The following is a 26,609-nucleotide window of genomic DNA, read 5'->3' on the forward strand; positions in this document are numbered from 1 at the left end:
TCACACCCTCACTCGCGGGTCGAGCGCGGCGTAGAGCAGGTCCGCGAGGGTGCCTGCGATGAGCACGAGGATCGCCGTGAAGAGGATCGTGCCCGCTGCCGCGTTGATGTCGTTGTTGCTGATGCTCTGGACGAAGTACTCGCCCATGCCGTGCCAGCTGAAGACCAGTTCGGTGATGCTCGCACCGGTCAGGATGAGGCCGAACGAGTACGCGAAGAACGTCGACATCGGGATGAGGGCGACGCGGACACCGTGCCGCATGATGGCCGATCCACGCGTCCGGCCCTTCGAGCGCGCCGTCCGGATGAAGTCGTTCGACAGCACATCGAGCATCGCGGAGCGCTGGTAGCGCGAGTACGAGGCGACGGCGCCGACCGTCAGCGAGATCGTCGGTAAGAGCAGGTGCACCAGCCGGTCGCCGAGCACCGGGAAGAACCCGGTCACCCCCGGGGTGTACTCACCGGTGAACGAGATCAGCTGCGTCCCGACCGCCCCGTTCAGGGTCGTCGCGAGGATCATCAGCACCACCGCGATGACGAAGGGCGGCGTCGCGAGCACCGCGAACGACAGGTAGGTCGACACCTGGTCGGACGTCTTGTACTGCTTGACGGCGTTCCAGACGCCGAGCAGGACGCCGAGGATCGCACCGAGCAGCGTGCCGATCACCAGCAGCCGCAGGCTCGTGCCGGAGCGGGCGACGATGTCGGCCGTGACCTCGGTGCCGCGGGCGCTGATGCCGAGCGAGCCGTGCGTGACCAGGTTCACCCACCAGTTCCACGTGCGGACCAGGAGCGGGGTGTTCGGGTCGGCGCCGAGCTTCTGGAGCGCGGCGTCGATCGAACTCTGCGGGACCGGCGGGTTCTTGCCGAGGTACCGGGACGTCGGGTTGAGCGTCGCGCTGGCGAGGATGTAGCCGAGCGTCGTCGCGACGATCGTCAGGATCACGTAGTTGACGATCCGCTTCGCGAGGAAAGCAAGCATGTACTGGGACCTCAGTGGGGTGCGGCCGTCCGTCCGGACGGCGTTGTTCGGTGGCGACAGGCTAGCCGCTTCCGAGCCGGGGTGGGTGATCCCTGTTGACGCTATGCAACATTCGTTACGAGCATGTTTCGATTCGGTACAGCAGCCCTTGTGCGACCTTCGGATGTGACTAGGGTTCTCAACCAACAGGCGTGGCGGCGGGGGCCGTCGCGTCCCGGCGCTCCGGCGCGAACCACAACGAAAGGGAATCCTCGCCATGCGAATGAGGATCAAGACGACGGCCGTGCTCGCCACAGCAGCCGCCGCGGCACTCGTGCTCGCGGGCTGCTCCGGCGGCGGGTCCGCCGGACAGAGCAGCTCGGCCGTCGCCACGTCGTCGCTGAAGTCGACGGGTTGGACGGTCGCCGACCGCGACACGATCAAGGACGGCGGCTCGCTCACCCTGCCGATCGACTCCGCACCGGCGAACTGGCAGCTGTCGAACCTCGACTCCGGGACGGTCGACGACAACACGATCGCGGGCACCTACCTGCCCGGGTTCATCCAGTTCAAGGCCAACGGCGAGTGGGAGGCGAACAAGGACTACGTCGACTCGATCGAGCTGACGAAGGACTCGCCCCAGACCGTCGAGATCAAGATCAACCCCAAGGCGGTCTGGTCCGACGGCACCCCGATCACCGAGAAGGACGTCGAGGCGAACTGGAAGGCGCTGAACGGCACGAACAAGGCCTTCGCCCCGCTCGCCACCAACGTCTGGGAAGACGTCGACTCCGTCACGCAGGGTTCGGACGAGCGCGACGTCATCGTGACGTTCTCGAAGACGAACGCCGACTGGCCGAGCGTCTTCACCGCGATCTACCCCTACTGGGCCGTGGACACCCCCGACCACTTCAACAACTCGTGGGCGAAGGGTCCGTTCGCCGCGGACGGCAAGACGTACGTCTCCGCCGGCCCGTACATCCTCAAGACCTTCGACGCCAACGGCGGCGTCGTGACCTTCGAGAAGAACTCGAAGTGGTGGGGTGACGCGCCGAAGCTCGACACGATCGTCTTCAAGACCGTGTCCCGCGACGGTGTCGCCCAGGCCTACGCGAACAAGGAGTTCGACGCCTTCAACCTGAACGGCAGCGCGGACAACTTCAAGACCGCGAACAGCCGCTCGGACTCGAAGATCGAGCGCTCGCTCGGCACGACCCAGCGTCAGATCACCCTGAACGGCACGTCGGACGTCTTCAAGGACCAGGAGGTCCGCCAGGCGTTCGCCCAGGCGATCAACCGTCAGGTGGTCGCGCAGGCGATCCTCTCGCCGGTGAAGAGCCCGGTGCAGGTCCTCAACAACCTCGTCTACCTGCCCGGCCAGAAGGGCTACCAGGACAACGTCTCCTCGGTCTACGGCTACAGCACCGACAAGGCGAAGAAGAAGCTCGAGGACGCCGGCTACACGATCGGCTCGGACGGTTACGCGACCAAGGGCGGCAAGACGCTCGACGTCCGCTTCGTCATCCCGTCGGACAACCAGAACTCGGCGAACGTCGCGCAGCTCGTGCAGCAGCAGACGAAGCTCGCCGGCTTCAAGGTGACCATCGACACCGTCCCGACCGACGACTTCTTCACGAAGTACGTCACCACCGACGGCCGTGACTTCGACGCCACGTACTTCGCCTGGCAGGGCACGCCGTTCCCGGTGTCGTCGCTGAAGTCGATCTACTACCCGGCCGACGCGGGGCAGAACTACACGGGCGTGACCGACGACTCGCTCGGTGCCGCCTGGGACAAGGCGAACGCCGAACTCGACGCCGACAAGCGCATCGAGGACGCGGACGCGATCGACAAGAAGATCGTCAAGGTCGCGGGCACGATCCCGCTGTTCCCGGAGCCCTACGCCTGGGGCGTGCGCAAGGACCTCGTGAACTACGGTCCGGCGCAGTTCCAGCAGTCCTCCGTGAAGTGGCAGGACGTGGGCTACAAGAAGTAGTCCGCACCGCTGGAGAACGGAAACGACATCCCCGACGTCGCACGACGTCGGGGATGTCGTTCTTCGTCGGGGGCACCGCGGCGGTCAGAGCTGCGCGGCCGCCAGGGTCGCGACGAACGCGAGGACGACGATCGCGAGGATCGTCCACCCGTGCACACGGTGCGTGATCGGCGCAGCCGTCACGGTCGCCGGCGGCGGGCCGTCCTGCGCGGGCGGCTCGGGCACGAACGCCCGGATGCGCTCGGCCGCAGCGTCGGCGTCGAGGCGATCCGCGCCTCCTGGACGACCGTCGACCACGGCGGCGAGCCGGGCCGACCTGCGGGTGGCGAGCCACGTGCGGCGGACGCCCTCGCTCGTGACGATCTCGATGCCGTACTTGGTGCGGACCTCGGTGACGCGGCGCCAGGTGTAGGTGCTGGTGCGGCGGACGTCGACGATGCGGAGGTGCTCGTCGGTCAGTTCGAAGCGCGGGCGCCAGAGGACCGCCCACGCGATGAAGGCGATGCAGATGCTCGGGACCGGGGCGAGCCAGGCGGTGCCGCCGCTCAGGAGGGCGAGGGGAACGAGCGCGGCGGCCGCGACCCACAGGACGACGGCGAGCAGACGCATGCCGGGGGCGAGGATCGTGGTCACGCCGAAGAGGTTACGGGCTGCCGACCCTTGGTGACACGCAACGCCCGGGGAGCCAAGAGGTCACGGGCTGCCGACCCTTGGTGACACGCAACGCCCGGGGAGCCAAGAGGTTACGAGATGCCTCCCCGGGAACGCCCGGGGAGCGGGTGTGACACACCAGCGCGTATCTCCGGACGACCCGATTCCCCGGGGAGGCAGATCCTGTGTGGACCTCTCGTGGCGTCAATCGTCCTCGGCCCCCGTTCGGGTGTCAATACCCCAGACCGTCGCATCTTCGGGGGACCGACACGCCGTGTCACGCCACGAGGAGCTCGATCTGCGCCCGGATCGCATCCGCCTTGGGGAACCGGAGCCCGACGAGCCCCACGTGCCGCCAGCGGACCACGCCGTCCGGCCCGATCACGAACACGGACCGCCGGAGCCCGATCCCCGGTGCCTGCACGCCGTACGCGCGGATGACGTCCCCCGCGGTGTCGCTCAGCAGGGGGAAGGTGAGCGAGGACCCGCGGGCGAACGCCTCGTGCGAGTCGAGCGCCTGCGGGCTGACGCCCCACACCACGGCGCCGAGGTCGCCGAAGTCGTCGAGTTCCTCCTGGTAGCTGCAGAGCTGTGCGGTGCAGACCGGGGTTGCGTCGCCCGGGTAGAAGGCGAGCACGAGCGTCCGGCTGATCTCGGCCGACAGGGCGTACTCGTCGTCGGTGCGGGTGCCGTCGCGCACGATCATGCCGGGCAAGGTGAATCCGGGTGCGGGATCGCCGACCTCGGGGATGCTCATGCGGCCACGGTAGGTGCGGGACCCAAGTCCGGTGCGGCGCCGCGCTGTGGGTTCGCTGTGGGTCCGCCGGGCCGGGGTCGGGCGGGTCCGCCGCATCGCCGACGCCCGAACGGGGGGATGCCGCGCGGTCGGCGCGGCGGACGCCCGGGACCGGTCGCCGGCCGTGCCGCGGGCGACGAGCGTCAGCGGAAGAGCTGCGGGAACGCGTGCGCGACCCACGGGTACCCGACGAACACCGCGGCGTCGAGCAGGCAGTGCGTGATGACGAGGGGGAGGAGCCGGCCCCACTTCGTGTAGATCCAGCCGAACACGATGCCCATCACGGCGTTCCCGACGAACGCGCCGAACCCCTGGTAGAGGTGGTAGCTCCCGCGCAGGACCGCGGTGGACAGGATGACCTGCCAGCGCCCCCACCCGAGGCCGCCCAGCCGTTCGTAGAGGTACCCGACGACGATCACCTCCTCCTGCAGCCCGGAGCGGATCGCGGAGAGCAGCAGCACGGGGATCGTCCACCAGTACGAGTCGAGCGCCGCCGGGTTCACGTTCACGGTGAACCCGAGTGCCCGCCCGGTGAAGTACAGCGCGAGCCCGGGGATCCCGATGCCGAGGGCGATGAGCGCCGCGCCACCGAGGTCGGGCCGCACGCGGAACCGGTCGATGCCGAGTCGATCGAGGTGCGGGCGGGTGGTGCTCCAGAGCAGGAAGCAGACGAGCGCGACCGGAGCGAGGTCGACCGCGATGCCCACGAGCTGCCGGGCGAGGTCGACGTACTGCACGGTCGTGGTCGAGGTGTTGAGTGCCGTCGACTGCTGCCCGAGCGGCGTCGTCTGCGACAGGTCGTCGATGATCTGCAGCACCGAGTACAGCGCGCTGCCGCCGAGCGAGAGCATCAGCACGATCGTGATCTCGATCCACGTTCGCCGACGGCTCATCGGGGGTACTCCTCTCGGTTGCGAACTACCGGTAGACTGGCGTGTCGGGCGTTCTGCCCACCTCCGGGCAGTGCCACCGCGGCGCGAGCGCCACAGTCGGCCGCCCGATCTTCTTCCGAACACCAAAGGATGTCCTGTATGGCGCTCGCCACCCGGTCCGACCTGCGCAACGTCGCCATCGTGGCACACGTCGACCACGGCAAGACCACCCTCGTCGACGCGATGCTCACGCAGACCAACTCGTTCGACGCCCACTTCGAGGGCGAAGACCGCATGATGGACTCGAACGACCTCGAGCGCGAGAAGGGCATCACGATCCTCGCGAAGAACACGTCGGTGCTCTACAACGGCAAGCACGCGACCGAGTTCGGCGCGGACGGCCCCATCACGATCAACGTCATCGACACCCCGGGTCACGCCGACTTCGGTGGTGAGGTCGAGCGCGGCCTCTCCATGGTCGACGGCGTCGTGCTCCTCGTCGACGCGTCAGAGGGTCCGCTGCCCCAGACCCGCTTCGTGCTCCGCAAGGCGCTCGCCGCGAAGCTCCCGGTGATCCTGCTCGTCAACAAGACGGACCGCCCGGACTCCCGCATCGACGAGGTCGTGTCCGAGTCGCAGGACCTCCTGCTCGGGCTCGCCTCCGACCTGTCGGACGAGGTCGACGACCTCGACCTCGACGCCATCCTCGACGTCCCCGTGGTCTACGCCTCGGGTCGTGCGGGTGCCGCCAGCCGCAACAAGCCGGCCGACGGCTCGCTGCCGGACAACGACGACCTCGAGCCCCTGTTCGAGGCGATCCTCCAGCACGTCCCCGCCCCGAAGTACGACGACGAGCACCCGCTGCAGGCGCACGTCACGAACCTCGACGCGTCGCCGTTCCTCGGTCGCCTCGCGCTCCTGCGCATCTTCCACGGCACCATGAAGAAGGGCCAGACGGTCGCGTGGGTCAAGCACGACGGCAGCGTCGTCAACGCCCGCATCACCGAGCTGCTCGTCACCAAGGCGCTCGAGCGCTACCCGGCCGAGTCGGCGGGCCCCGGTGACATCGTCGCCGTCGCCGGCTTCGACACGATCACCATCGGTGAGACCCTGACCGACCCCGAGGACGTCCGTCCGCTGCCGACCATCACGGTCGACGACCCGGCGATCTCGATGACGATCGGCACGAACACCAGCCCGCTCGTCGGCAAGGTCAAGGGCCACAAGCTCACCGCCCGCATGGTCAAGGAGCGCCTCGACCGCGAGCTCATCGGCAACGTCTCGCTCAAGGTCCTCGACATCGGTCGTCCCGACGCGTGGGAGGTCCAGGGCCGCGGCGAGCTCGCACTGGCCATCCTCGTCGAGCAGATGCGTCGCGAGGGCTTCGAGCTCACGGTCGGCAAGCCGCAGGTCGTCACCAAGCGTGACGAGAACGGCAAGCTCCAGGAGCCGTACGAGCACATGACGATCGACACGCCGGAGGAGTACCTCGGCGCGATCACGCAGCTCATGGCCGCTCGCAAGGGCCGCATGGAGAACATGACGAACCACGGCACCGGCTGGGTGCGCATGGAGTTCATCGTCCCGTCGCGCGGCCTGATCGGCTTCCGCACGTCGTTCCTCACCGAGACCCGCGGCACCGGCATCGCCAACGCGATCTCGCACGGTTACGACGAGTGGGCCGGCCCGATCCAGACCCGCATCAACGGCTCGATCGTGTCCGACCGCTCGGGTGTCGTCACGCCGTTCGCCATCACGAACCTCCAGGAGCGGATGACGTTCTTCGTCAACCCCACCGAAGAGGTCTACGAGGGCATGGTCATCGGCGAGAACTCGCGCGCCGACGACATGGACGTCAACATCACGAAGGAGAAGAAGCTCACGAACATGCGTTCGGCGAACGCTGACACCTTCGAGTCGATGACGCCGTCGCGCCAGCTGTCGCTCGAGGAGTGCCTCGAGTTCGCGCGTGAGGACGAGTGCGTCGAGGTCACCCCCGACGCCGTGCGCATCCGCAAGGTCGAGCTCGACGCGCAGGCCCGCCAGCGCGCCTACGCCCGCCTGAAGCGTCAGGACGCGTAAGCAGTCATCCAGGAGGCACGGCCTCCCTCCGACGGCCCGGTCACCTCGTTCGAGGTGGCCGGGCCGTCGTCGGATGTACCGTGGTGCGCGTGACTCTCGACCTCCTCTCGCTGTACCAGGACCTCCACGCCCACCCCGAGCTCGGCTTCCAGGAGCACCGCACGGCGGGCATCGTCGCCGACCGGCTCGCGGAGATCGGCGGGATCGAGGTCACCACGGGCGTCGGCGGCACCGGTGTCGTGGGCGTCCTGTCGAACGGCGAGGGGCCCGTCGTCTGGCTCCGCGCCGACATGGACGGGCTGCCGGTCCAGGAGCGCACCGGCCTGCCCTACGCCAGCGAGCACCACGGCACAGACGAGGACGGCAACGACGTCCCGACGATGCACGCCTGCGGCCACGACATCCACGTGACGTGGCTGCTCGGGACCCTCGAGCGCCTCGCCGCCACCACGGGTGACTGGCACGGCACGGTCGTCGGTGTCTTCCAGCCGGCGGAAGAGGTCATCTCCGGCGCCCGCGCCATGGTCGAGGACGGGCTCGTCGAGCGCTTCCCGACGCCCGACGTCGTCCTCGGACAGCACTCCGCGCCGGCGCCGGTCGGCATCGTCGCGGTCGGCAGCGGCCCCGTGATGGCGTCGAGCGACCGGCTGACGGTCACGTTCAACGGCCGCGGCGCGCACGGTTCCGCCCCGCAGGCCTCGCTCGACCCGGTCGTCACCGCCGCGTCGGCCGTCGTGCGCCTGCAGACCGTGGTCTCGCGCGAGGTCTCGCCGAGCGACGCCGGGGTCGTCACGGTCGGCAGCTTCCACGCCGGCACCCGCGCGAACATCATCCCCGACCAGGCCGTCATCGAGATCTCGACGCGGGCACGCAACGAGGAGACCCGCGAGCGGATCATCGCCTCGATCGAGCGCATCGTCCGCGCCGAGAGCGAGGCCGGTGGGCTCCCCGAGCCGACGATCGTGCGGTCGCCGGGGGCCGAGGTCACCGTGAACGACGCCGAGGCCGCCCAGACCGTGCTCGACGCGATCCGCGCCGAGGTCCCCGGAGCCCGCGACCTCGAGATCGGCCTGGCGATGGCGTCCGAGGACGTCGGCCAGCTCGCCACCGCGGCCGGCGCGCCGCTCGTGTACTGGTTCACCGGCATCACCGACCCGGAGCTGTTCCGTCGCGGCGAGGACATCCCGAGCAACCACTCGCCCTTCTACGCGCCGCAGGCCGAGACGGCGATCCCCGTGGGCGTCGACGCCCTCGTGGCGGCGACGCGCGCGTACGTCGCCTGACGCGGGCGGTCCCGCAGGACCGAGCCAGGAGGCGCGGCGCGACCCCGCCACGCACGTGACGTTCCCAGGGGACTCACGCCGCGCCTCCCGTCTCGCCCCCTAGGGTGCTGGGCATGCGCACCCCGACCCGCACCCTGATCGCCGCCGTCGCCGCCGGCATCGCCCTCGCCGGACTGGCCGGCTGCTCGTCCGACGCCGTGAAGCAGGCCACCGACCTCGGCTCGTCGGTCGCGTCGAGCGTCGCCGAGGGCGTGCAGGGCATCGACGGCAAGGCCGTCCAGGACGGCATGGCGTCGGTCGCCGGCGGCATCGACGGCGCACTCGACACCGCGCTCAAGGGCGCGAACGTGACCTCGGACGGCAAGGTCCCCGACGGCTTCCCGACGAAGGACGTCCCGCTCGTCGACGGCACCGTGCTCGGCGGCGGGAGCGGGCCGAACGGCTCCGGGTGGGTGGCACAGGTCCGTGCCGCCGCGGTCGACGACTTCCAGACCGCCGCGCAGCAGCTCACCGACGCCGGGTTCACCGAGTCGGCGAAGCGGGCGGACTCGTCCAGCGCCTTCGGGATGTTCCGGAGCGACGGCTACCGGGTGGTCCTGACCTTCTCCGACGGCAGCGATGGCGTCACCGCGACCTACATCGTGACGCCCCGCTAGCCACCGCTGGGTACGCTTGGACCCGATGTCGAAGGCCCCCGCAACCCGCCCCGAGCGCGTCCTGTTCGTGCACGCCCACCCCGACGACGAGACGCTCTCGTCGGGCGGGACGATCGCCACCCTGCTCGAGCTCGGCGCCGAGGTGACCGTGCTCACCGCCACCCGTGGCGAGCGCGGCGAGATGCTGACGCCCGAGCTCGCGCCGCTCTTCGGCGACGGCCCGCGGGTCGCCGCGCACCGCGAGACCGAGATCGCCGCCGCCCTCGCCGCACTCGGCGGGCCGGCGCACCTCTGGCTCGGCGGGCCGGGTGCGCGTCCGACGGACCTGCCCGAGCGCCGCTACACCGACTCCGGCATGCAGTGGGGCCCCGACGGACGCGCCGTCGCCGCCGGGGACGCCCCGGCGGACTCGCTGACCGCGGCGGACCTCGGCGAGGTCGTCGACGACATCCGCGCCGCGATCCGGTCCACCGGCGCGGACGCGGTGGTGAGCTACGCCGACGACGGCGGCTACGGCCACCCCGACCACGTGCGGGTCCACCACGCCGCGCGGTACGCCGCCCGTGCCGAGGAACTCCCGTTCTCGATGATCGTGGACCCCGACTCCGGCCAGGCCGACCTGACCGTCGACGTCGTGCCGGTGCGGGCGAAGGTCCGGGCGGCCGTCGAGCAGTACCGGTCCCAGGTGACGGTCGACCCGGTCGATCCCCGTGACCCGACCGCGCTCTCGTGGGTCATGCCGCACGGTGCCCGGCACCAGGCGCCGGCGGTCGAGGCGTTCCGTCACGACGCCGACCGGGTCCCGCAGGCGCCGCAGACCTTCGCCGAGTTCTCGCGGCAGGGGAAGGTCACCGCCGTCGTGGTCGCCCTCGTGCTCGGACTCGTCGCCGGGGGACTCGGCACGGTCACGCACCAGCAGACCCTCGGGGCGTTCCCGGTCGGCATCGTGCTCACCTCGTTGATCGTGATCGGGCTCACGGTCGGTATCCGGCTGCTGTACCGGTCGCGGGCGATGGTCGCGGCGGTCGGCATCGGGATCATCGCCGCGACGCAGGTGCTGTCGTCGGTGGGCGGGCAGAGCTCCCCGCTCGTGCTCGCCAACGTCGCGGGCTACGTGTGGACGTTCGGGCCGGCGGCCGTCACGGCGCTCGTGCTCGCGTGGCCCGACCTGTCCGGCATCCGGGCGTCGGCCGCCGGGCGGTCGGGGACGGCCGACCGGGCCTGACGGTCCGTCCGCCGGGCGGTCAGGTGCGGCCGGGTCGCGCGGGTAGACTCGATCTGCTCAGTCCGAAGGGAGCACCCCAACCGTGACGTACGTGATCGCCCAGCCCTGTGTCGACGTCAAGGACCGCGCCTGCATCGACGAATGCCCGGTCGACTGCATCTACGAGGGTGACCGGTCGCTGTACATCCACCCCGACGAGTGCGTCGACTGCGGTGCGTGCGAGCCGGTGTGCCCGGTCGAGGCGATCTACTACGAGGACGACCTCCCCGACGAGTGGGCCGACTACTACAAGGCCAACGTCGAGTTCTTCGAAGAGGTCGGTTCCCCCGGCGGTGCCGCGAAGGTCGGTGTGATCCACAAGGACCACCCGGTCGTCATGGCCGAACCGCCCCGCGGCTGAACCGGATCCGACCCGTGGCGCTCGACCTCCCCGACTTCCCCTGGGACCAGCTCGTCCCGTTCAAGCAGCAGGCCGCGGCGGTCGAGGGCGGCATCGTCGACCTCAGCGTCGGCTCGCCCGTCGACCCGACGCCCGCCGTCGTCCGCACGGCGCTGGCCGAGGCGACCGACGCGCACGCCTACCCGCAGGTCGCCGGCACCCCGGCCCTGCGCGAGGCGATCGCGGACTGGTACGGCCGGCGCCAGGGCGTGACCCTCACGCCGGACCAGGTCCTCCCGACCATCGGGTCGAAGGAGTTCATCGCCGGGCTCGCGCTCTGGCTCGGCATCGGCCGCGGCGACACGGTGGTGTTCCCGGCCGCGGCGTACCCGACGTACGAGCTCGGTGCGGCCCTGGTCGGCGCGGACGCCCTCGCGTCGGACGACCCGGCCGCCTGGCCGTCCACCACGAAGCTCGTCTGGCTGAACTCCCCGGGCAACCCCGACGGCCGCGTCCTGTCGATCGACGAGCTGCGCGCCGCGGTCGAGCGGGCGCGGGAGCTCGGCGCCGTCATCGTCGGCGACGAGTGCTACGCCGAACTCGGGTGGGAACCGCCGTACGACACCGCCCCGACCCCGACGATCCTCGACCCCCGGGTCGTGGGTGACTCGGTGGACGGGGTGCTCAGCGTCTACTCGCTCTCGAAGCAGTCGAACCTCGCCGGCTACCGGGCGGCCTTCGTCGCCGGTGACGCGCAGGTCCTCGCCGAGGTGCTCGCGGTCCGCAAGCACACGGGCATGATGCCGCCGCTCCCGGTGCAGGAAGCGATGATCGTCGCCCTCGCCGACGAGTCCCACGTGCAGGCGCAGAAGGCGCTGTACCGCGCCCGACGGAACATGCTCCGACGGGCACTCGAAGGCGCCGGCTTCCGGGTCGACCACAGCGAGGCGGGCCTCTACCTCTGGGCCACCCGCGGCGAGCCCGCGCTCGACACCGTCGCCTGGCTGGCCGAGCGCGGGATCCTCGTCGCACCGGGGACCTTCTACGGCGCAGCGGGTGCCGAGCACGTGCGTGTGGCGCTCACGGCGACCGACGAGCGCATCGCCGCAGCCGCGCAGCGACTGGCGAGCGGGCGTCGTCTGGCGTCCGCCTGAGCCTTTCGCGCTCGGCGCAATCCGTGGTTCCCACCAAGTCCTGAGGCTCGATGTGTGCACGACCGACAGTGGGCGCGATTAGGCTGTCACCGTGACTGACACTGCCAATGACGCTCAGAAGACGGCCACACCGCCCACCACGCCCGTCCCCGTGAGTCCCGCCGCCGAGCAGACCGCGGCGACCGCGACGCTGACGTACCCGGGCGGCACGGCGGAGTTCCCGATCCTGCCGAGCGTCGACGGTGCGTCCACCATCGACATCTCGACGTTCAAGAAGCAGACCGGGATGAACACGCTCGACTACGGGTTCGTGAACACCGGGTCGACGAAGAGCGCCATCACCTACATCGACGGTGACCAGGGCATCCTGCGGTACCGCGGCTACCCGATCGACCAGGTCGCGTCGAACCTGACCTTCCTCGAGGTCGCCTGGCTCCTCATCTACGGCGAGCTGCCGACGCCCGCCGAGCTCGAGTCCTTCGACGCCCGGATCCGCCGCCACACGCTGCTGCACGAGGACCTCCGTCGTCTGTTCGACGCCCTGCCGCACTCGGCGCACCCGATGTCCGTCCTCTCCAGCGCCGTCAGCGCCCTGTCGACCTACTACGAGGACGACATGGACGTCGACGACCCCGAGAAGGTCGAGCTCCAGACCGTCCGGCTCCTCGCGAAGCTGCCGGTGATCGCCGCGTACGCGCACAAGAAGTCCATCGGGCAGGCGTTCCTCTACCCGGACAACTCGCTGTCCTTCGTCGACAACTTCCTGCGCCTGAACTTCGGCACGATGGCCGAGACCTACCAGCCGAACCCGGTGCTGTCGAAGGCGCTCGAGCGGCTCCTGATCCTGCACGAGGACCACGAGCAGAACGCCTCCACCGCCACGGTCCGGATGGTCGGGTCGACGAAGGCGAACATGTTCGCCTCGATCTCCGCCGGCATCAACGCGCTGTACGGTCCGCTGCACGGTGGTGCGAACGAGGCCGTGCTCGAGATGCTCCAGCAGATCAAGGACTCGGGCGAGCCCGTGACCCGCTTCGTCGAGCGGGTGAAGAACAAGGAGCGCGGCGTGAAGCTCATGGGCTTCGGGCACCGCGTCTACAAGAACTACGACCCGCGGGCGAAGCTCGTGAAGGAGTCCGCGCACGAGGTGCTCGAGGCGCTGGGCGTGCAGGACGACCTGCTCGACATCGCCATGGAGCTCGAGGGCATCGCGCTCGAGGACGAGTACTTCGTCAGTCGGAAGCTCTACCCGAACGTCGACTTCTACACGGGCATCATCTACAAGGCGATGGGCTTCCCGCCGCGGATGTTCACGGTCCTGTTCGCCATCGGGCGTCTGCCCGGGTGGATCGCGCAGTGGCGCGAGCTCAACAACGACCCGCTGAACAAGATCGGGCGCCCGCAGCAGCTCTACGTCGGGCACCCGGAGCGCGACCTGCCCGCACGCTGACGCGGCGCGCAGCCACGCGCGGTCGCGGGGCTGTGGACGGTACGGATCGACGGACGGGAGGCACGGTGCCAGCCGGCACCGCGCCTCCCGTCCGTCGCACGGCCGGCTCCGCCGCGTGCCCGCCCGCGCCGCTCAGGCGCCGGACGAGCGCGCCGACCAGGCGGTGACGAGGTCGAGCGCCCGGTCCGAGTCCGGCGATCCCGGCCGGTTGAGGAAGGCGTGCCGCGCTGCCGGGAGCACGTGCCGGTCGACCGCGACCCCGGCGCCGCGCAGCTCGTCGGCGAACCGGTCACCCGAGGCCCGCATCGTGTCGTACTCGGCGTCCACCATGACCGTGCGGGGGAAGCCGGAGAGGTCCTCGCCGCCGGGGAACGCGGTGGCGGTGTCACCCGCGCGGCCGACGTGGTTCCGGTTCGCCCGGTCGAGCAGTGCCGGGTGGTGCGTGAGCCGTCGGTGCCCGCGGACCGATCGGAGGACTGCCGCGTCGCGCGGGGTGCGGGCGTGGAAGAACCCGTACGCGAGGACGAGTCCGTCCGGCCGTGCGGCGTCCGGCAGCGTCCGGGTCACGGCTGCCGCGAGGCACGCGCCGGCACTCGCCCCGCCGAGGAGGACCGGACCGTCGGCCTCGCCGCGGACGACCTCGAGCACGGCGCGGACCTCGTCGTTCGGCACCGGGTGACGGCGTCGCCCCCGGGGTCCTCGGCGTCCGACGACGGGCAACCCGGGCAGGGGTGCGAGGCGGTACCCGACCGTGACGACGTCGAGCCCCCGGTCGGCGAGGGTGCCGGCGACGACGTGCGCCTCCGGCAGGTCGAGGCTGCCGCGGAAGAACCCACCCCCGTGCAACCACACGAGCGTCGTGGCCGACGTCGTGCCCCGGCGTGCGGCGTACCGGCGGACCGGCACCGGGCCGTGCGGTCCGTCGACCGTTCCCCCCACGGACGGACCGCCTACGCGTGCAGCGCGGTGTTGAGCTGGATGCCCTGCCCCTGGCGCTGCAGTGCCTCCACCGCGCCGGAGACCGAGTTGCGGCGGAACAGGATGTTGGGCGTCCCGGAGAGCTCGGCGGCCTTGACCGTCTTCGGGGTGCCGTCCGGGTTCGGGGCCGCGCCGACGAGGACGACCTTCGTGCCGGCCGTCACGTACAGCCCGGCCTCGACCACGGAGTCGTCGCCGAGCGAGATGCCGAGACCGGCGTTCGCACCGAGCAGCGCGCGCTCGCCGAGGGAGACGCGGTGGGTGCCGCCGCCGGACAGCGTGCCCATGATGGAGGCACCGCCGCCGATGTCCGTGCCGTTCCCGACGACGACGCCCTGCGAGACACGGCCCTCGATCATCGCGTCGCCGAGGGTGCCGGCGTTGAAGTTCACGAAGCCCTCGTGCATCACCGTCGTGCCGGGAGCGAGGTGGGCGCCGAGCCGGACCCGGTTCGCGTCGGCGATGCGCACGCGGTCGGGCACGACGTAGTCGACCAGCCGGGGGAACTTGTCGATCGCGTGCACGGCGATCCCGGCGCGCTGCAGGCCGGGGCGGAGGCGGGTCAGGTCGTCGGGGTGCACCGGGCCCGCGTTCGTCCACGCGACGATCGGCAGGTGGGCGAAGACACCGTCGAGGTTGACCTCGTTCGGCGCCACGTGCAGGTGACTGAGGAGGTGCAGGCGGAGGTACGCGTCCGGCGTGCTCGCGGGTGCGGCGTCGATCGTGACCTCGGTCGTGACCGCCTCGATCGTGACACCGCGGCGCGGGTCGTCGCCGACGTGTGCGCGCAGGTCGGCGGGGAACACGGCGTCGGCGGGCAGCGTGCCGACGAACGTCTCCGGGTACCAGGTGTCGAGCGTCGTGCCGTCGGCGGCGATCGTCGCGAGGCCGTGGCCCCAGGCGTGGGTCGGGCGGGCGGTGGCAGCGGTCGTGTCGGTCACCGGACCAGGGTACCCAGCGAGGGGAGGGGGCCACCCGTCCGTCCGGACGGCTCCGCCGGGCTGCAAGGGTCGGCCGGTAGGCTTCCCGCATGCCGGAGCCGCTCGACCTCACCGCCTCGTCCATCGACATCACCCGTGCCATCTGCGACATCGAGTCGGTGTCCGGTGACGAAGGGCCGCTCGCCGACGCGATCGAGGCCGCCCTGACGCCGCTGCCCCACCTCGAGGTGATCCGCGACGGCGACGCGATCGTGGCACGGACGAACCTCGGTCGTGACCGCCGCGTGGTCATCGCGGGGCACATCGACACCGTGCCGCTCAACGGCAACCTGCCGACCGAGTTCCGGACCGCCGAGGACGGCACCGAGATCCTCTGGGGCCGCGGCACGGTGGACATGAAGGCCGGTTGCGCGGTCCAGCTCAAGCTCGCGTACGACCTCGCCGAGCCGAACGTCGACGTCACCTGGGTCTTCTACGACCACGAAGAGGTGAGCGACGCGCTGAACGGCCTCGGACGCCTGGCACGGACGCGTCCCGAGCTCCTCGCGGGCGACTTCGCGATCCTCGGCGAGCCCTCCGGCGCGCAGATCGAGGGCGGCTGCAACGGCAACCTCCGGGCCGAGGTCCGCGCCTCCGGCAAGCGCTCGCACAGCGCCCGGAGCTGGATCGGCGACAACGCGATCCACAAGGCCGCGCCGATCCTGGCCACGCTCGCCGCCTACGAGCCGCGCACCGTCACGGTCGACGGACTCGACTACCGCGAGGGCCTCAACGCCGTCGGCATCACGGGCGGCATCGCCGGCAACGTCATCCCCGACGAGGTCATGGTGCACGTCAACTACCGCTTCGCCCCGTCGCGCAGCGCGGACGAGGCCGTCGCCCACATCCGCGAGCTCTTCGACGGCTACGACGTGCAGATCGTCGACCTCGCCGCCGGTGCCCGACCCGGACTCGACGCCCCGCTGGCGCAGGACTTCGTCGCCGCCGTCGGCGGTCCCGCGCCCCGCCCGAAGTACGGGTGGACCGACGTCGCACGCTTCTCGGCGCTCGGCGTCCCCGCGGTCAACTACGGGCCCGGCGAGCCGGTCTTCGCCCACCACGACGACGAGCAGGTCCCCGTCGACCAGATCACCGCGGTCGAGCACGGTCTGCGTCGGTGGCTGACGGCCTGACCACGGCCGGGTCCACCCGGCTGAGCCCTGCCCGCGCCCGGTGGCACGCCCGTTACCGGGTCGTGCCGTGGTGGGTGCGGATCACGGTCGTGTACGTGCTCGCGCGGATCGTCACGGGCACGATGCTCGCCGCGTTCGCGAGCGTGCAGGCGGCGAACTCGTTCACGGTGCAGCACCCCGGCCTGCTGTCGTTCTCGTCGATCTGGGACGGCGCCTGGTACCGGGTGATCGCCGCGTCCGGGTACCCCTCGACGCTGCCGATCGACGGCACGGGACACGTGACCGAGAACGCGTGGGCGTTCATGCCCGCCTACCCCTTCCTGGTGCGGGGCCTGATGGCGCTGACGGGCGCGTCCTTCGAGCTCGTCGCCGTGTCCGTCTCGCTCCTGTTCGGCTGGGGAGCGGCGCTCGTGTTCCGGCGGCTGACGGGTCGGTTCCTCGACCCGGCCCGGGCGACCTTCGCGACCGTGCTGTTCTGCGTCGCACCCGTCTCGGCGATGTTCCAGGTCGCGTACGCCGAGTCGATGGGCCTGTTCCTGCTCCTCGTCGCGCTGCTGCTCATGGTGGACCGCCGCTGGTGGTCGATGCTCCCGGTCGTCCTGCTGCTCGGGATGACCCGGCCGACCGGGCTGGCCTTCGCGCTGCTGATCGTGCTGTTCCTCGCCGCGTGGTTCGTCCGCCCGGCGTGGGTCCGCGCGTCGTCGCCGCTCACCGTGCAGCGGTTCGTCCCACCCGCGGTGGTCGCGGTCGTGTCCGGGATCGTCGGGCTGGCGTGGCCGGCGATCGCCTGGGCGGTGACCGGGGTGCCCCGGGCGTACACGGACACCGAACTGGCGTGGCGGTCGTCGTACATCGGGTGGCGGGAACTCGTCCCGTTCGCGCCGTGGGTGCAGGGCTTCGGGTGGTGGTTCGGGCAGCCGGCCGGCGCGATCCTGCTCGCCGTCGTGGTGGTCGGGTTCGCCGCGTTCGTGGCCCTGCCGGCCGCGCGGCGGATCGGGCTCGAGCTGCGGCTCTGGGGCGTCGCCTACCTGGTGTACCTGCTGGCCGTGTTCTTCCCGCAGTCGAGCACCTGGCGCATCCTGCTGCCGATCGCCCCGCTGCTCGGGATCGTCGCGCTGCCGCGGTCACGGGTGTACCGGGTGGCGGTCGTGGTGGTCTGTATTGCGCTGCAGTGGGTGTGGATCTACTACTGCTGGTGGATCGACGGCTACGACTGGACCCCGCCGTGATCGACGTCGGCCTCGCGGTCCTCGGCGCCCCGCGCCACCGCCTCGGGGTCGGCTGACGCCGCCGCGTGGATCATCGCGTTCGCGGTCGCGATGAACGGCACCGCGAAGAACGCCCCGACGACGCCGGCGATCGTCGTGCCCGCGGTGACGCCGAGCACGACGCCGAGCGGGTGCACGCGCACGGCCGAGCCGGTGAGGAACGGGTGCAGGACGTGGCTCTCGAGCTGCTGCACGGCGATCACGATGCCGAGCATGACCAGCGCGGGCACCCAGCCGTTGAACACGAGCGCGACGAGCACCGCGACGACGCCCGCGACGATCGCGCCGACCACCGGCACGAAGGCGCCGAAGAACACGATGACGCCGATCGGGATCGCGAGCGGCACCTGCAGCGCGAGGGCGCCGATCACGATGCCGAGCGCGTCCGTCACCGCGACGACGAGCTGGACGCGGATGAAGCTCGTCAGCGTCTTCCAGCCGGCGTGCCCGGCGACGTCGATGCGACCGCGCGCCCGGCGGGGGAAGAGCCGCACCACCCACGACCAGATGCGCGGGCCGTCGACGAGCACGAAGATCGTCGTGAACACCACGATGAAGAGGCCCTCGAGCAGGTGCACGAGCCCGCTCCCGGCCTCGGCCGCACCCGAGGCGATCGACGACGCGTGGGTCTGCAGGAACTTCGTGCCGTCGGACAGCCACTTCGTGACCTGCGACGCCGTGATGCCGAACGGCTCGGTGGCCAGCAGGCTCTGCAGGGACTGCACGTTGTGGTCGAGACGGTGCTCGAGCGACGGCAGGTCGTACCGGATCTGCGCCGTGACGACCAGCGCGAGGACGCCGATGACGATCACGACGGCGAGGAAGCACGACAGCACCGCGAGCCACTTCGGCCAGCGGTGGCGCTGCAGGAACAGCGAGAACGGCGCGAGCAGGGCGCACACGATGAGGCCGATCAGGAACGGCACCACGATGTCCTGCAGCAGGACCACGAGTGCCACGACGACGGCGAGGGCGGCGACGACGACGAGCATCCGCCACGAGAACGCCCCGGCGACGCGCACGCCGACGGGGACGGCCTCGACGGCGGGGTCGAGCGGTTGACGGCGCTTGGAGCGGATGTACGGCACACGCCAAGGTGACCACTCGGAACCGCGAGAACGTCGCGATCCACGACCCCCAACCTGGGCGGTTTCGCAGTTCCCCCATCGATACGAGATAATGGGGGTGCATGTACTGCACGAAAGGGGACATCTGATGGCAGCCATGAAGCCGAGGACCGGTGACGGGCCGATGGAGGCTGTTAAGGAGGGTCGACTCATCATCGTGCGGGTTCCGCTCGAAGGTGGAGGCCGCCTGGTCGTCTCGGTCAACGATGCCGAGGCCAAGGAACTCCACGACGCACTCGCCGAGGTCGTCTCGGCCTAGTACGTCGACGCACCAGAACGGAGGGCCCGGAGCGCGTACGCTCCGGGCCCTCCGTCCGTCCGCCCTGCGCTGATGTCGGCGTGGCACGGCAGGATGGGCTCCGTGCCGAGGACCCACCTGCCGATCCGTCGCGTCGAGGAGTACTGCGACCCCGACCCGATGCCCCGCGACGTCTGGCCCGCCACCCTCGCCCCCGTCCGGCAGCTCCTCGACGAGGGGCTCGACCTCGACCCCGTGACGGTGTTCGTCGGGGAGAACGGCGTCGGCAAGTCCACCATCGTCGAGGCCATCGCGCTGCAGTTCGGCATGGGGCCGGAGGGCGGCGGCACCGGATCGCAGCACTCGACCCGCGCCTCCGAGTCCGACCTGTGCGAACACATCGCCATCCGTCGTGACTTCGGGGCGCCGCGCGGCGGGTTCTTCCTGCGGGCGGAGACCATGCACGGGTTCTTCACCTACCTCGAGGAACACCCGAACCTGTCTCGGCCGGAGCCGGTCTTCCACGAGCGCAGCCACGGCGAGTCCTTCCTCGACTTCGTGATCGACCGTGCGCGGTGGCCCGGGCTGTGGATCCTCGACGAACCCGAGTCCGCGCTGTCGTTCTCCGGCTGCCTGGCACTCATCGGCCTGCTGCAGTCGATCGTCGAGAGCGGCGTCGGGCAGGTGCTCATGTCGACGCACTCACCGGTGCTCGCAGCCTTCCCCGGCGCGACGATCCACGAGGTCGGCGAGTGGGGTCTGCGGCGCACGGAGTGGACCGACCTCGACCTCGTCCGGCACCAGCGGTCGTTCCTCGAGTCCCCGGAGCGCTACCTGCGCCACCTCGGGCACGACGACTCCGACCGAGACGACACCGACTAAGCGGAGACCTTCGTCATCTGCAGCAGTCCGTCTCCGGCGGGGGAGAGCGCGCTGATGACCGCGCCCGACGTCGACACCTCGGTGAGCAGCAGCCGGAAGTCGGTCGTCGCCCGGTCCCGCTTCACCGGGTCGGCCACCCGGCCCCGCCAGAGCGCGTGCGGCACGAGGACGGTCCCGCCGAGCCGAGCGAGCCGCAGTCCGTGCTCCACGTACTCGATGACGTGCTCCGGGTCGGCGTCGACGAGGACGACGTCGTACGAGGCCTCGTTCATGCGCGGCAGCACCTGGTTCGCCCGACCCGGGATGAGCCGGATCCGGGCGGGGGCGGTGCCCGCGGCGATGTACGCGTCACGGGCGTACTGCTGGTGGTCGACCTCGATGTCGATCGTGGTGAGCGTGGCGGACGGTGCGCCGCCGAGCAGGTACAGCCCGGACACCCCCAGGCCGGTGCCGATCTCGATCATGCTCGTGGCGCGCGAGGCGGCCGCGACGACCCCGATCTGTGCGCCGATGGCGGGGGAGATCGCCTCGACCCCGAGTTCGAGGGAGTGCTCCCTGGCTCGGGCGATCACCTCGGACTCCGAGACGATGTCCTCGGCGAACTTCCAGTTCGACTCTTTCTCTGACACGCACACTCCGTTCGGGTGACAACTCTACGGGTGCTCCGGGGTGTGGACGGGTTACGCTCGTACCGTGTTCGACGGCTTCGAGAAGTTCCTGGTGATCGGGATCATCGGCGTCCTCCTGCTCGGTCCGCAGCGACTCCCGCAGTACGCCCAGAAGCTCGCCGAGTTCGTCAAGGCCGTCCGCCGCTTCGCCGACACCGCGAAGGACCGGATGCGCGACGAGATGGGTCCCGAGTTCGACGAGGTCGACTGGCAGAAGCTCGACCCGCGGCAGTACGATCCCCGCCGGATCATCCGTGATGCGCTGCTCGACTCCGGCAGCAGCGCCGCTGCGGTGCAGACCGCGCAGGTGACCGCGTCGAAGGTGCGCGCGACGGCACCCGTGGTGCCGCTCGCCGTCGGCGAGGCCGCACCGTTCGACGCCGAAGCGACCTGACACGACGTCACGTGAGCCGATGACGGACTGGAGGCGCGGTGCCAGCTGGCACCGCGCCTCCAGTCCCTTAAGTGGTGGCGACTACTGCAGGTCGGCCAGGAAGCGGTCCGTCCACGCGAGGGCCGGCGCGCTCGGGACCGAGCTGCAGGTGGACATCGCCGTCGTCGAGGAGCACGGGGTGTCACGGTCGAGGGACCAGTAGTGGACCCCGGCGAGCCCGTTCGCCTTCGCGTAGGCGGACAGCGTGTCCACGTCGGCGAGGGTGAAGACCTCGTCGGAGGCGTCGTTCACGCCGATCATCGGGGTGACCTCGATCTTCGACGGTGCGATGCCGTACGTGTGCTCGAGGTTCGTGACGGCCTGGATCGAGGACTTGCCCATCTCGCAGGTCGATCCGGACAGGACGCAGTTCGCGGTCGTCGCGCGGCCGAAGTCCATCGTCATGAGGTTGACGGTGTAGTTCGTCAGGCTCGATGCCTTGATGGCCTTGACCGTGGCGTCACCGGTGCTGTTGAGGCCGCCGAAGCTCCCGTCGCTGGCGGCCAGGGTCGCGAGGGTGAACGAGAACCGCATCCCCGGGTACTTCGACTGCGCGAGCGCTGCGGCGTTGACGAGGTTCTGCACGTCGGCGGCGGACTGCCCGCTCTCGATGTCGAAGTCGACGCCGATCATGTGCGGGGTGGCGTACCGGGCGATGAAGCTCTGCAGCGCGGTGCCCGAACACTTGAACGAGCCCGCCGCACCGCCGGTGCTCACGATGTAGTTCACGCCCGCGGCGTCGAGCTTCGGGATGTTGGCGTTCGCGAAGGCGTCCGCGGCGACACCGCCCCAGTTCTCGCTGCCGCAGGTACCGGTGGCGAACGCGAGGGTGATCGCCTTGAGGCCCGGCTCCCGGGTGGACACCAGGCTGTTGCTCGACCCGACGACCGGGATGCGCGTGCCGGTGACGGCGGTGTTCATCACGTTCGTGTTCCAGTCGAGGTTCACGGTGACGTCCTTGTAGGGGCTGAAGACCAGGCCCTTCGCCGTCCCGCCGCTGCCGCCGGTGCCCGGGGTGGTGGTGCCGCCGCCCGGGTTGGTCGTACCGCCGCCGCCGGTGCCGGCGCAGGCCCCCGTGGAGGTCCAGGGCTGGCCGCTGCCGGTCGCGCCGGAGTGGGTCGCGGGGTCGTCGCCCTGCGTCCACCAGTTCGCGGTGTAGTTCGTGCCGCTCTCGCTCACCGTCGCGCCGCCGCTGTACGCGGTGCCCGCGCTCCACGCGGTGGCGCACGCCGGTGTGGCCGCCATGGCCGGTGCTGCTGCGACGGACCCGCCCGCCAGCGCAGCCGCGAGGGCCGCGACGAGTCCGATCCTGAGTCTGGTCCTGCTGTTCACACGGTTCTCCTGTCCTCGGTCCGGCGGCGTTGCCGGACACGGGTGGAGCCCCTGCGGACCCGATTCCGCAGGAGCATTGTGGAATACCCCTGCATATTGCTCCGCGGTGGAACGACCTGTCCATGAAAGGACGTACAGGCAGCGTCGATCGGCTGGCGGATCAGTCCTTCGACGCGACGATCGTGAAGGTCGTGGGGAGGCGGTCGCGGTCCTCGCCGGGCCACTCCCACGAGCCGTCCCCGGTGTCGACCATGCGCGGGCTGAACCGCCACGGCAGCGTCCGACCCTCGTCGAATCTGCGCAGCCGGAGCCCGGCGCCGAGCAGGGCGTTCACGATCTCCGACAGCGGGTGCGGCCACTCGTAGGTGCGGGTGTTCGACACCGTGCCGTCGCCGGCGTAGGTGCCGGCGTCGTCCCACTGCTGGGCGGAGCCGTCCGCGAAGTACCGGTAGCGGGTGACGAGCCCGTCGGCGTCCTCGTCGAGCGCGTACAGCGCGGGGTGGCCGTCGCGGATGAAGAACACGCCGCCCGGTCGCAGGAGTGCTGCGACCTGGGCGGCCCACCGGTCGAGGTCGTCGAGCCAGCAGATCGTCCCGATGCTCGTGTAGACGACGTCGAAGTCGCCCACCACCGCGGCCCGGGCGTCGAGGACGTCCGTCTCGACCCAGGTCACGTCGAGGCCGAGGCGCGCCGACAGCCCGGCGGCCGAGGCGAGCGCCGCGGGCGAGAAGTCGACGCCGGTGACGCGGGCGCCCTCACGCGCGAGCGAGACCGTGTCCGTGCCGATGTGGCACTGCAGGTGGCAGAGGTCGAGTCCGGCGAGGGAGCCGTCCGGCAGCCACGGCCGCAGCGCGGGCAGGTCGTCGCGGACGACGGTCGAGCGGTGGTCCGGGTCGGTCAGGGCGTCGATCTCGTAGGCGCCCTCGTGGATGGGCACCCGGTCGTCCCAGTTCGCGCGGTTGGTGTCGCGGGCCTGCTCCCAGTCGACGCTGACGTGATCAGTGCTCATGCACCCGACCCTACGACAGCGACAGCCCGAGCTTCCGGCCGGACAGCCCCCGTCCCATCGTGCCGATGCGGTCCGCGATCGCCGCCAGCGCCACCGCCGCCGGGTCCTCGGGATCGCCGAGCACCACCGGGACGCCGGCGTCGCCGCCCTCGCGGAGCGGCACGGACAACGGCACGCTGCCGAGCACCGGGACGGCGGTGTCCTGGTCGCGGGAGAGCCGGCGGGCGGTCTCGGCGCCACCGCCCTCGCCGAAGAGGTGCAGCACCGACCCGTCGGGTTGCACGAGGCCCGCCATGTTCTCGACGACGCCGATCACCCGCTGCCCGGTCTGCCGGGCGACGATCCCGCTCCGTTCGGCCACGTCGGCAGCGGCCGCCTGGGGCGTGGTGACGACCAGGACCTCGGCGTGGGGGAGCAGCTGGCCGACCGAGATCGCCACGTCACCGGTACCGGGCGGCAGGTCGAGCAGGAGCACGTCGAGGTCGCCGAAGTACACGTCGGTGAGGAACTGCGAGACGGTGCGGTGCAGCATCGGACCGCGCCAGGACACCGCGGTCGAGACGTCGTCCACGAACATGCCGATCGAGACGACCTTCACGTCGTGCGCGACCGGCGGCAGGATCATGCTGTCGACCCGGGTCGGGCGAGGGGCCACTCCCGCGGCGTCGGTGAGCCCCATCAGCCCGGGGACGCTGAAGCCGTGCACGTCGACGTCCACGATGCCCACGCGCTGCCCGCGGGCCGCGAGGGCGGCGGCGAGGTTCACGGTGACCGTCGACTTGCCGACGCCGCCCTTGCCGCTCGTCACCGCGATCACCCGGGTGAGCGAGTCCGGGGTGAACTGCACGCCCCGGGGTCTCCCCGCGCGGAGGCGTTCGGTGAGCGCGGCACGCGTCGCCGGGGCCATCACGGACACGTCCACCGCCACGCTCGAGACGCCGTCCACGGAACCGGCGGCCGCGCGCACGTCGCGCTCGATGGTGTCGGCGGCCGGGCACCCGACGATCGTGAGCTGCAGGTCGACGCGCACCGCGCCTCCTGGCTGCACGTCGACACCACGGATCATGTCGAGCTCCGTGACGGGCCGGCGGATCTCGGGGTCGATCACGCGGCCGAGCGCGGCGAGGACCGCGCTGCCCAGCTGCTCGTCCGACCGGCCGCCGTCAGCCACGGGCCGTCGTGCCGGACTCGTCGGCGAAGCCGGCGTCCTCGGCGTCACGCCGGTCGAGTTCCTCGAGCAGCGAGCGGATCTCGGCGCGGATGAAGTCCTTCGACGCCATGTCCCGCATCGCCAGGCGGAGCGCCACGACCTCGCGGGCGAGGTACTCGGTGTCGGCGAGGTTCCGCTCGGCGCGCTGCCGGTCCTGCTCGAACTGCACGCGGTCGCGGTCGTCCTGCCGGTTCTGGGCGAGCAGGATGAGCGGTGCCGCGTACGACGCCTGCAGGGACAGCACGAGCGTCAGGGCCGTGAAGCCGATCGCCGCGGAGTCGAACTGCCAGGGCTTCGGGGCGAGCGTGTTGTAGCCCATCCAGACGACGCAGAACAGGGTCAGGCCGACGAGGAACCAGGGCGTTCCCATCGCACGCGCGATGCCCTCGGTCGCGCGACCGAAGGCGTCACCGCGACCTCGGCGCCGGGTCGGCAGGACGCGGGTGCGCATGCCCTTGGGGGAGTCGAGTCGAGCATCGGTCCGCTCGCGATCGCGGCGGTTGTCATCCGTTCGGGCCACGGGTGGTCCTCCTTCCCGTCGTCACGGGCGTCCTGCGTGGGCGTTGGCGCGGAAGCGGTGAGGGTTCCCCCTCGCCCTGACTTCGCCAGTCGTCCGGCAGGACGTGGTCGAGGACATCGTCGATCGTCACCACCCCGACGAGACGGTGGGCATCGTCGACCACGGGGACGGACAGCAGGTTGTAGGTCGCCATGATGCGCGTGACCTCTGCCGCGCTCGCGTCGACGCGGACCGGGTCGGTCTGCTGGTCGATGAGCGTGCCGAGTCGTTCGTTCGGCGGGTAGCGGAGCATCCGCTGGAAGTGCACGAGGCCGAGGAACCGGCCGGTCGGCGGCTCGTAGGGCGGCAGCGTCACGCAGACGGCGGCGCCGAGCACCGGCGCGAGTTCGTGACGGCGGACGAGTGCGAGCCCCTCGGCGACGGTGGCGTCGGCGGAGACGATCACCGGTTCGGTCGTCATGAGACCACCGGCGGTGTCGGGCTCGTACTCGAGGAGCATGCGGACGTCCTGCGCCTCTTCCGGCTCCATGAGCTGGAGGAGGGCCTCGCTGCGCTCGTCGGAGAACTGCGCGAGGACGTCGGCCGCGTCGTCCGGCTGCATGTGGTCGAGCACGTCGGCCGCACGGGAGTCGACGAGCCGGGTGAGGATCTCGATCCGCTGCTGGTCGGGCATCTCCTCGAGCACGTCGGCGAGCCGGTCGTCGGGGAGTTCCTCGGCGACCTCGAACCGCCGCTCCTCCGGCAGGTCGAGCAGCGTCGACGCCAGGTCGGCCGGCAGCAGGTCGGAGTAGGCGGCGATCACGTGTTCGGCTGACTGGGCCTCGCCGGGGAGCTCGTCCTCGGTGACCTCGTTCCAGGTCGCGAACGTCGTCGGGCCCTTGCCGAACGGGGACGGTGTGGTCTTCGGCTTGCGGAGGAAGAGCTGCGACACCTTCCAGTCGCCCTGCCCGCGGTCCTCGATCGCGACGTCCTCGATGGTGGCGCGGATGCGCTCCTTCTTGATGAGGACCTTGCGGCCGAGCATCTCCGCGATCACCCGGACCTCGCCACCGCGCTGCTCGAAGCGGCGCATGTTCACGAGGCCGGTCGTGATGACCTGCCCGGCACCGATCGAGGTGATGCGGCCGATGCTCACGAAGATCCGGCGCTTGCCCGGGACCTCGACGATGAGACCGACGACGTGCGGCGGATCGGCCCGGCGGTACACCACCAGGACGTCTCGGACGCGGCCGACGCGGTCTCCCGCGGGGTCGAAGACGGAGCACCCGGCGAGGCGGGCGACGAAGACCTTCGTGGCGCTCACCCGACCCAGCGTAGTCGGTGCGTC

At 70.9% G+C, this 26,609-nt stretch carries 26 protein-coding genes; 13 read left to right on the plus strand and 13 right to left on the minus strand.

Features of this window, described 5'->3' with window-relative positions:
• Positions 1-981 carry an ABC transporter permease gene (locus tag JSX79_RS03555; RefSeq protein WP_070416712.1) on the minus strand — a complete coding sequence of 327 codons (981 nt, stop codon included), beginning with the start codon at positions 979-981 and terminating at the stop codon, positions 1-3.
• Positions 982-1,243: 262 nt separating this feature from the next.
• On the opposite strand from JSX79_RS03555, the gene JSX79_RS03560 reads away from it, so the two are divergent.
• Positions 1,244-2,956 carry an ABC transporter family substrate-binding protein gene (locus JSX79_RS03560; protein ID WP_070416711.1) on the plus strand — a complete coding sequence of 571 codons (1,713 nt, stop codon included), beginning with the start codon at positions 1,244-1,246 and terminating at the stop codon, positions 2,954-2,956.
• An 84-nt stretch (positions 2,957-3,040) separates the two neighbouring features.
• On the opposite strand, the gene JSX79_RS03565 is transcribed toward JSX79_RS03560, so the two are convergent.
• From JSX79_RS03565 to JSX79_RS03575, 3 genes are all read right to left on the minus strand, one after another.
• Positions 3,041-3,589 (minus strand): hypothetical protein, encoded by a 549-nt coding sequence (locus JSX79_RS03565; protein ID WP_229085181.1) that lies wholly within the window; start codon positions 3,587-3,589, stop codon positions 3,041-3,043.
• A 295-nt stretch (positions 3,590-3,884) separates the two neighbouring features.
• Positions 3,885-4,364 (minus strand): peroxiredoxin, encoded by a 480-nt coding sequence (locus JSX79_RS03570; protein WP_229085182.1) that lies wholly within the window; start codon positions 4,362-4,364, stop codon positions 3,885-3,887.
• Positions 4,365-4,546: 182 nt separating this feature from the next.
• On the minus strand, positions 4,547-5,296 hold the full coding sequence (locus tag JSX79_RS03575; RefSeq protein ID WP_229085183.1) for a CPBP family intramembrane glutamic endopeptidase: 750 nt from the start codon (positions 5,294-5,296) through the stop codon (positions 4,547-4,549).
• A gap of 138 nt (positions 5,297-5,434) precedes the next feature.
• Here JSX79_RS03575 and typA point away from each other — a divergent pair, with 138 nt between their 5' ends.
• The 7 genes from typA to JSX79_RS03610 all read left to right on the plus strand — a co-directional run bounded on the left by typA (position 5,435) and on the right by JSX79_RS03610 (position 13,504).
• Positions 5,435-7,357: a translational GTPase TypA gene (gene typA / locus JSX79_RS03580; RefSeq protein WP_070416707.1), complete on the plus strand. Its 1,923-nt coding sequence runs from the start codon at positions 5,435-5,437 to the stop codon at positions 7,355-7,357.
• An 89-nt stretch (positions 7,358-7,446) separates the two neighbouring features.
• Entirely contained in the window at positions 7,447-8,640 is a 1,194-nt protein-coding gene (locus JSX79_RS03585) for an amidohydrolase (RefSeq protein ID WP_229085184.1), read from the plus strand.
• Positions 8,641-8,753: 113 nt separating this feature from the next.
• Positions 8,754-9,296 (plus strand): hypothetical protein, encoded by a 543-nt coding sequence (locus JSX79_RS03590; protein WP_229085185.1) that lies wholly within the window; start codon positions 8,754-8,756, stop codon positions 9,294-9,296.
• A gap of 25 nt (positions 9,297-9,321) precedes the next feature.
• Complete coding sequence (locus JSX79_RS03595; RefSeq protein WP_229085186.1) at positions 9,322-10,521, plus strand: PIG-L family deacetylase; 1,200 nt, start codon at positions 9,322-9,324, stop codon at positions 10,519-10,521.
• Positions 10,522-10,603: 82 nt separating this feature from the next.
• Positions 10,604-10,921, plus strand: coding sequence for a ferredoxin (gene fdxA / locus JSX79_RS03600; RefSeq protein WP_058728223.1), 318 nt, complete (start codon positions 10,604-10,606; stop codon positions 10,919-10,921).
• Positions 10,922-10,935: 14 nt separating this feature from the next.
• Positions 10,936-12,054: a succinyldiaminopimelate transaminase gene (gene dapC, locus JSX79_RS03605; protein WP_070416704.1), complete on the plus strand. Its 1,119-nt coding sequence runs from the start codon at positions 10,936-10,938 to the stop codon at positions 12,052-12,054.
• 151 nt (positions 12,055-12,205) lie between these two features.
• Complete coding sequence (locus JSX79_RS03610) at positions 12,206-13,504, plus strand: citrate synthase (RefSeq protein ID WP_083403225.1); 1,299 nt, start codon at positions 12,206-12,208, stop codon at positions 13,502-13,504.
• A 132-nt stretch (positions 13,505-13,636) separates the two neighbouring features.
• On the opposite strand, the gene JSX79_RS03615 is transcribed toward JSX79_RS03610, so the two are convergent.
• Together JSX79_RS03615 and dapD are read right to left on the minus strand one after the other, a co-directional pair.
• Positions 13,637-14,443: an alpha/beta hydrolase gene (locus tag JSX79_RS03615; protein ID WP_229085187.1), complete on the minus strand. Its 807-nt coding sequence runs from the start codon at positions 14,441-14,443 to the stop codon at positions 13,637-13,639.
• An 11-nt stretch (positions 14,444-14,454) separates the two neighbouring features.
• Positions 14,455-15,423 carry a 2,3,4,5-tetrahydropyridine-2,6-dicarboxylate N-succinyltransferase gene (dapD, locus tag JSX79_RS03620; RefSeq protein ID WP_229085188.1) on the minus strand — a complete coding sequence of 323 codons (969 nt, stop codon included), beginning with the start codon at positions 15,421-15,423 and terminating at the stop codon, positions 14,455-14,457.
• Positions 15,424-15,512: 89 nt separating this feature from the next.
• On the opposite strand from dapD, the gene dapE reads away from it, so the two are divergent.
• Entirely contained in the window at positions 15,513-16,595 is a 1,083-nt protein-coding gene (dapE, locus tag JSX79_RS03625) for a succinyl-diaminopimelate desuccinylase (RefSeq protein WP_070416701.1), read from the plus strand.
• Positions 16,580-17,824 (plus strand): hypothetical protein, encoded by a 1,245-nt coding sequence (locus JSX79_RS03630; RefSeq protein WP_229085189.1) that lies wholly within the window; start codon positions 16,580-16,582, stop codon positions 17,822-17,824. Before dapE ends, JSX79_RS03630 begins: the two co-directional genes overlap by 16 nt.
• Here JSX79_RS03630 and JSX79_RS03635 read toward each other — a convergent pair.
• Positions 17,803-18,951, minus strand: coding sequence for an AI-2E family transporter (locus JSX79_RS03635; RefSeq protein ID WP_070416699.1), 1,149 nt, complete (start codon positions 18,949-18,951; stop codon positions 17,803-17,805). The genes JSX79_RS03630 and JSX79_RS03635 overlap by 22 nt on opposite strands.
• A gap of 127 nt (positions 18,952-19,078) precedes the next feature.
• On the opposite strand from JSX79_RS03635, the gene JSX79_RS03640 reads away from it, so the two are divergent.
• On the plus strand, positions 19,079-19,249 hold the full coding sequence (locus JSX79_RS03640) for a DUF3117 domain-containing protein (RefSeq protein ID WP_017887054.1): 171 nt from the start codon (positions 19,079-19,081) through the stop codon (positions 19,247-19,249).
• A 102-nt stretch (positions 19,250-19,351) separates the two neighbouring features.
• On the plus strand, positions 19,352-20,110 hold the full coding sequence (locus JSX79_RS03645) for an AAA family ATPase (protein ID WP_229085190.1): 759 nt from the start codon (positions 19,352-19,354) through the stop codon (positions 20,108-20,110).
• Here the strand turns inward: JSX79_RS03645 and JSX79_RS03650 are convergent.
• A complete protein-coding gene (locus tag JSX79_RS03650; protein ID WP_071294984.1) occupies positions 20,107-20,739 on the minus strand; it encodes an O-methyltransferase in 633 nt (210 codons plus the stop codon). The two genes, JSX79_RS03645 and JSX79_RS03650, sit on opposite strands and share 4 nt — an antisense overlap.
• Positions 20,740-20,803: 64 nt before the next feature.
• Here JSX79_RS03650 and JSX79_RS03655 point away from each other — a divergent pair, with 64 nt between their 5' ends.
• Positions 20,804-21,172, plus strand: coding sequence for a twin-arginine translocase TatA/TatE family subunit (locus tag JSX79_RS03655; RefSeq protein WP_070416695.1), 369 nt, complete (start codon positions 20,804-20,806; stop codon positions 21,170-21,172).
• An 81-nt stretch (positions 21,173-21,253) separates the two neighbouring features.
• Here the strand turns inward: JSX79_RS03655 and JSX79_RS03660 are convergent, their stop codons facing one another.
• The 5 genes from JSX79_RS03660 to JSX79_RS03680 form a co-directional block, all read right to left on the minus strand.
• Positions 21,254-22,543 carry a carbohydrate-binding protein gene (locus tag JSX79_RS03660; RefSeq protein WP_229085214.1) on the minus strand — a complete coding sequence of 430 codons (1,290 nt, stop codon included), beginning with the start codon at positions 22,541-22,543 and terminating at the stop codon, positions 21,254-21,256.
• Between the two features lie 160 nt (positions 22,544-22,703).
• Positions 22,704-23,552 (minus strand): bifunctional 2-polyprenyl-6-hydroxyphenol methylase/3-demethylubiquinol 3-O-methyltransferase UbiG, encoded by an 849-nt coding sequence (locus JSX79_RS03665; protein ID WP_229085191.1) that lies wholly within the window; start codon positions 23,550-23,552, stop codon positions 22,704-22,706.
• Positions 23,553-23,562: 10 nt separating this feature from the next.
• Positions 23,563-24,723, minus strand: coding sequence for an Mrp/NBP35 family ATP-binding protein (locus JSX79_RS03670; RefSeq protein ID WP_229085192.1), 1,161 nt, complete (start codon positions 24,721-24,723; stop codon positions 23,563-23,565).
• Entirely contained in the window at positions 24,716-25,282 is a 567-nt protein-coding gene (locus tag JSX79_RS03675) for a DUF1003 domain-containing protein (RefSeq protein WP_374115141.1), read from the minus strand. Before JSX79_RS03675 ends, JSX79_RS03670 begins: the two co-directional genes overlap by 8 nt.
• The gene (locus JSX79_RS03680; protein WP_229085193.1) at positions 25,266-26,585 is read right to left on the minus strand and encodes a magnesium transporter MgtE N-terminal domain-containing protein; all 1,320 of its coding nucleotides are present in this window, start codon (positions 26,583-26,585) and stop codon (positions 25,266-25,268) included. Before JSX79_RS03680 ends, JSX79_RS03675 begins: the two co-directional genes overlap by 17 nt.
• Positions 26,586-26,609: the final 24 nt, after the last annotated feature.

The organism is Curtobacterium sp. GD1 (assembly GCF_020882855.1).
In the GTDB taxonomy this organism is placed as follows: Bacteria; Actinomycetota; Actinomycetes; order Actinomycetales; family Microbacteriaceae; genus Curtobacterium.

Coding starts and splice junctions, on each gene's coding strand:
- dapE (WP_070416701.1), top strand. CDS start 15,513: ATGCCGGAGCCGCTCGACCTCACCGCCTCGTCCATCGACATCACCCGT.
- typA (WP_070416707.1), top strand. CDS start 5,435: ATGGCGCTCGCCACCCGGTCCGACCTGCGCAACGTCGCCATCGTGGCA.
- JSX79_RS03595 (WP_229085186.1), top strand. CDS start 9,322: ATGTCGAAGGCCCCCGCAACCCGCCCCGAGCGCGTCCTGTTCGTGCAC.
- JSX79_RS03560 (WP_070416711.1), top strand. CDS start 1,244: ATGAGGATCAAGACGACGGCCGTGCTCGCCACAGCAGCCGCCGCGGCA.
- JSX79_RS03590 (WP_229085185.1), top strand. CDS start 8,754: ATGCGCACCCCGACCCGCACCCTGATCGCCGCCGTCGCCGCCGGCATC.
- JSX79_RS03570 (WP_229085182.1), bottom strand. CDS start 4,364: ATGAGCATCCCCGAGGTCGGCGATCCCGCACCCGGATTCACCTTGCCC.
- JSX79_RS03665 (WP_229085191.1), bottom strand. CDS start 23,552: ATGAGCACTGATCACGTCAGCGTCGACTGGGAGCAGGCCCGCGACACC.
- JSX79_RS03575 (WP_229085183.1), bottom strand. CDS start 5,296: ATGAGCCGTCGGCGAACGTGGATCGAGATCACGATCGTGCTGATGCTC.
- JSX79_RS03640 (WP_017887054.1), top strand. CDS start 19,079: ATGGCAGCCATGAAGCCGAGGACCGGTGACGGGCCGATGGAGGCTGTT.
- JSX79_RS03555 (WP_070416712.1), bottom strand. CDS start 981: ATGCTTGCTTTCCTCGCGAAGCGGATCGTCAACTACGTGATCCTGACG.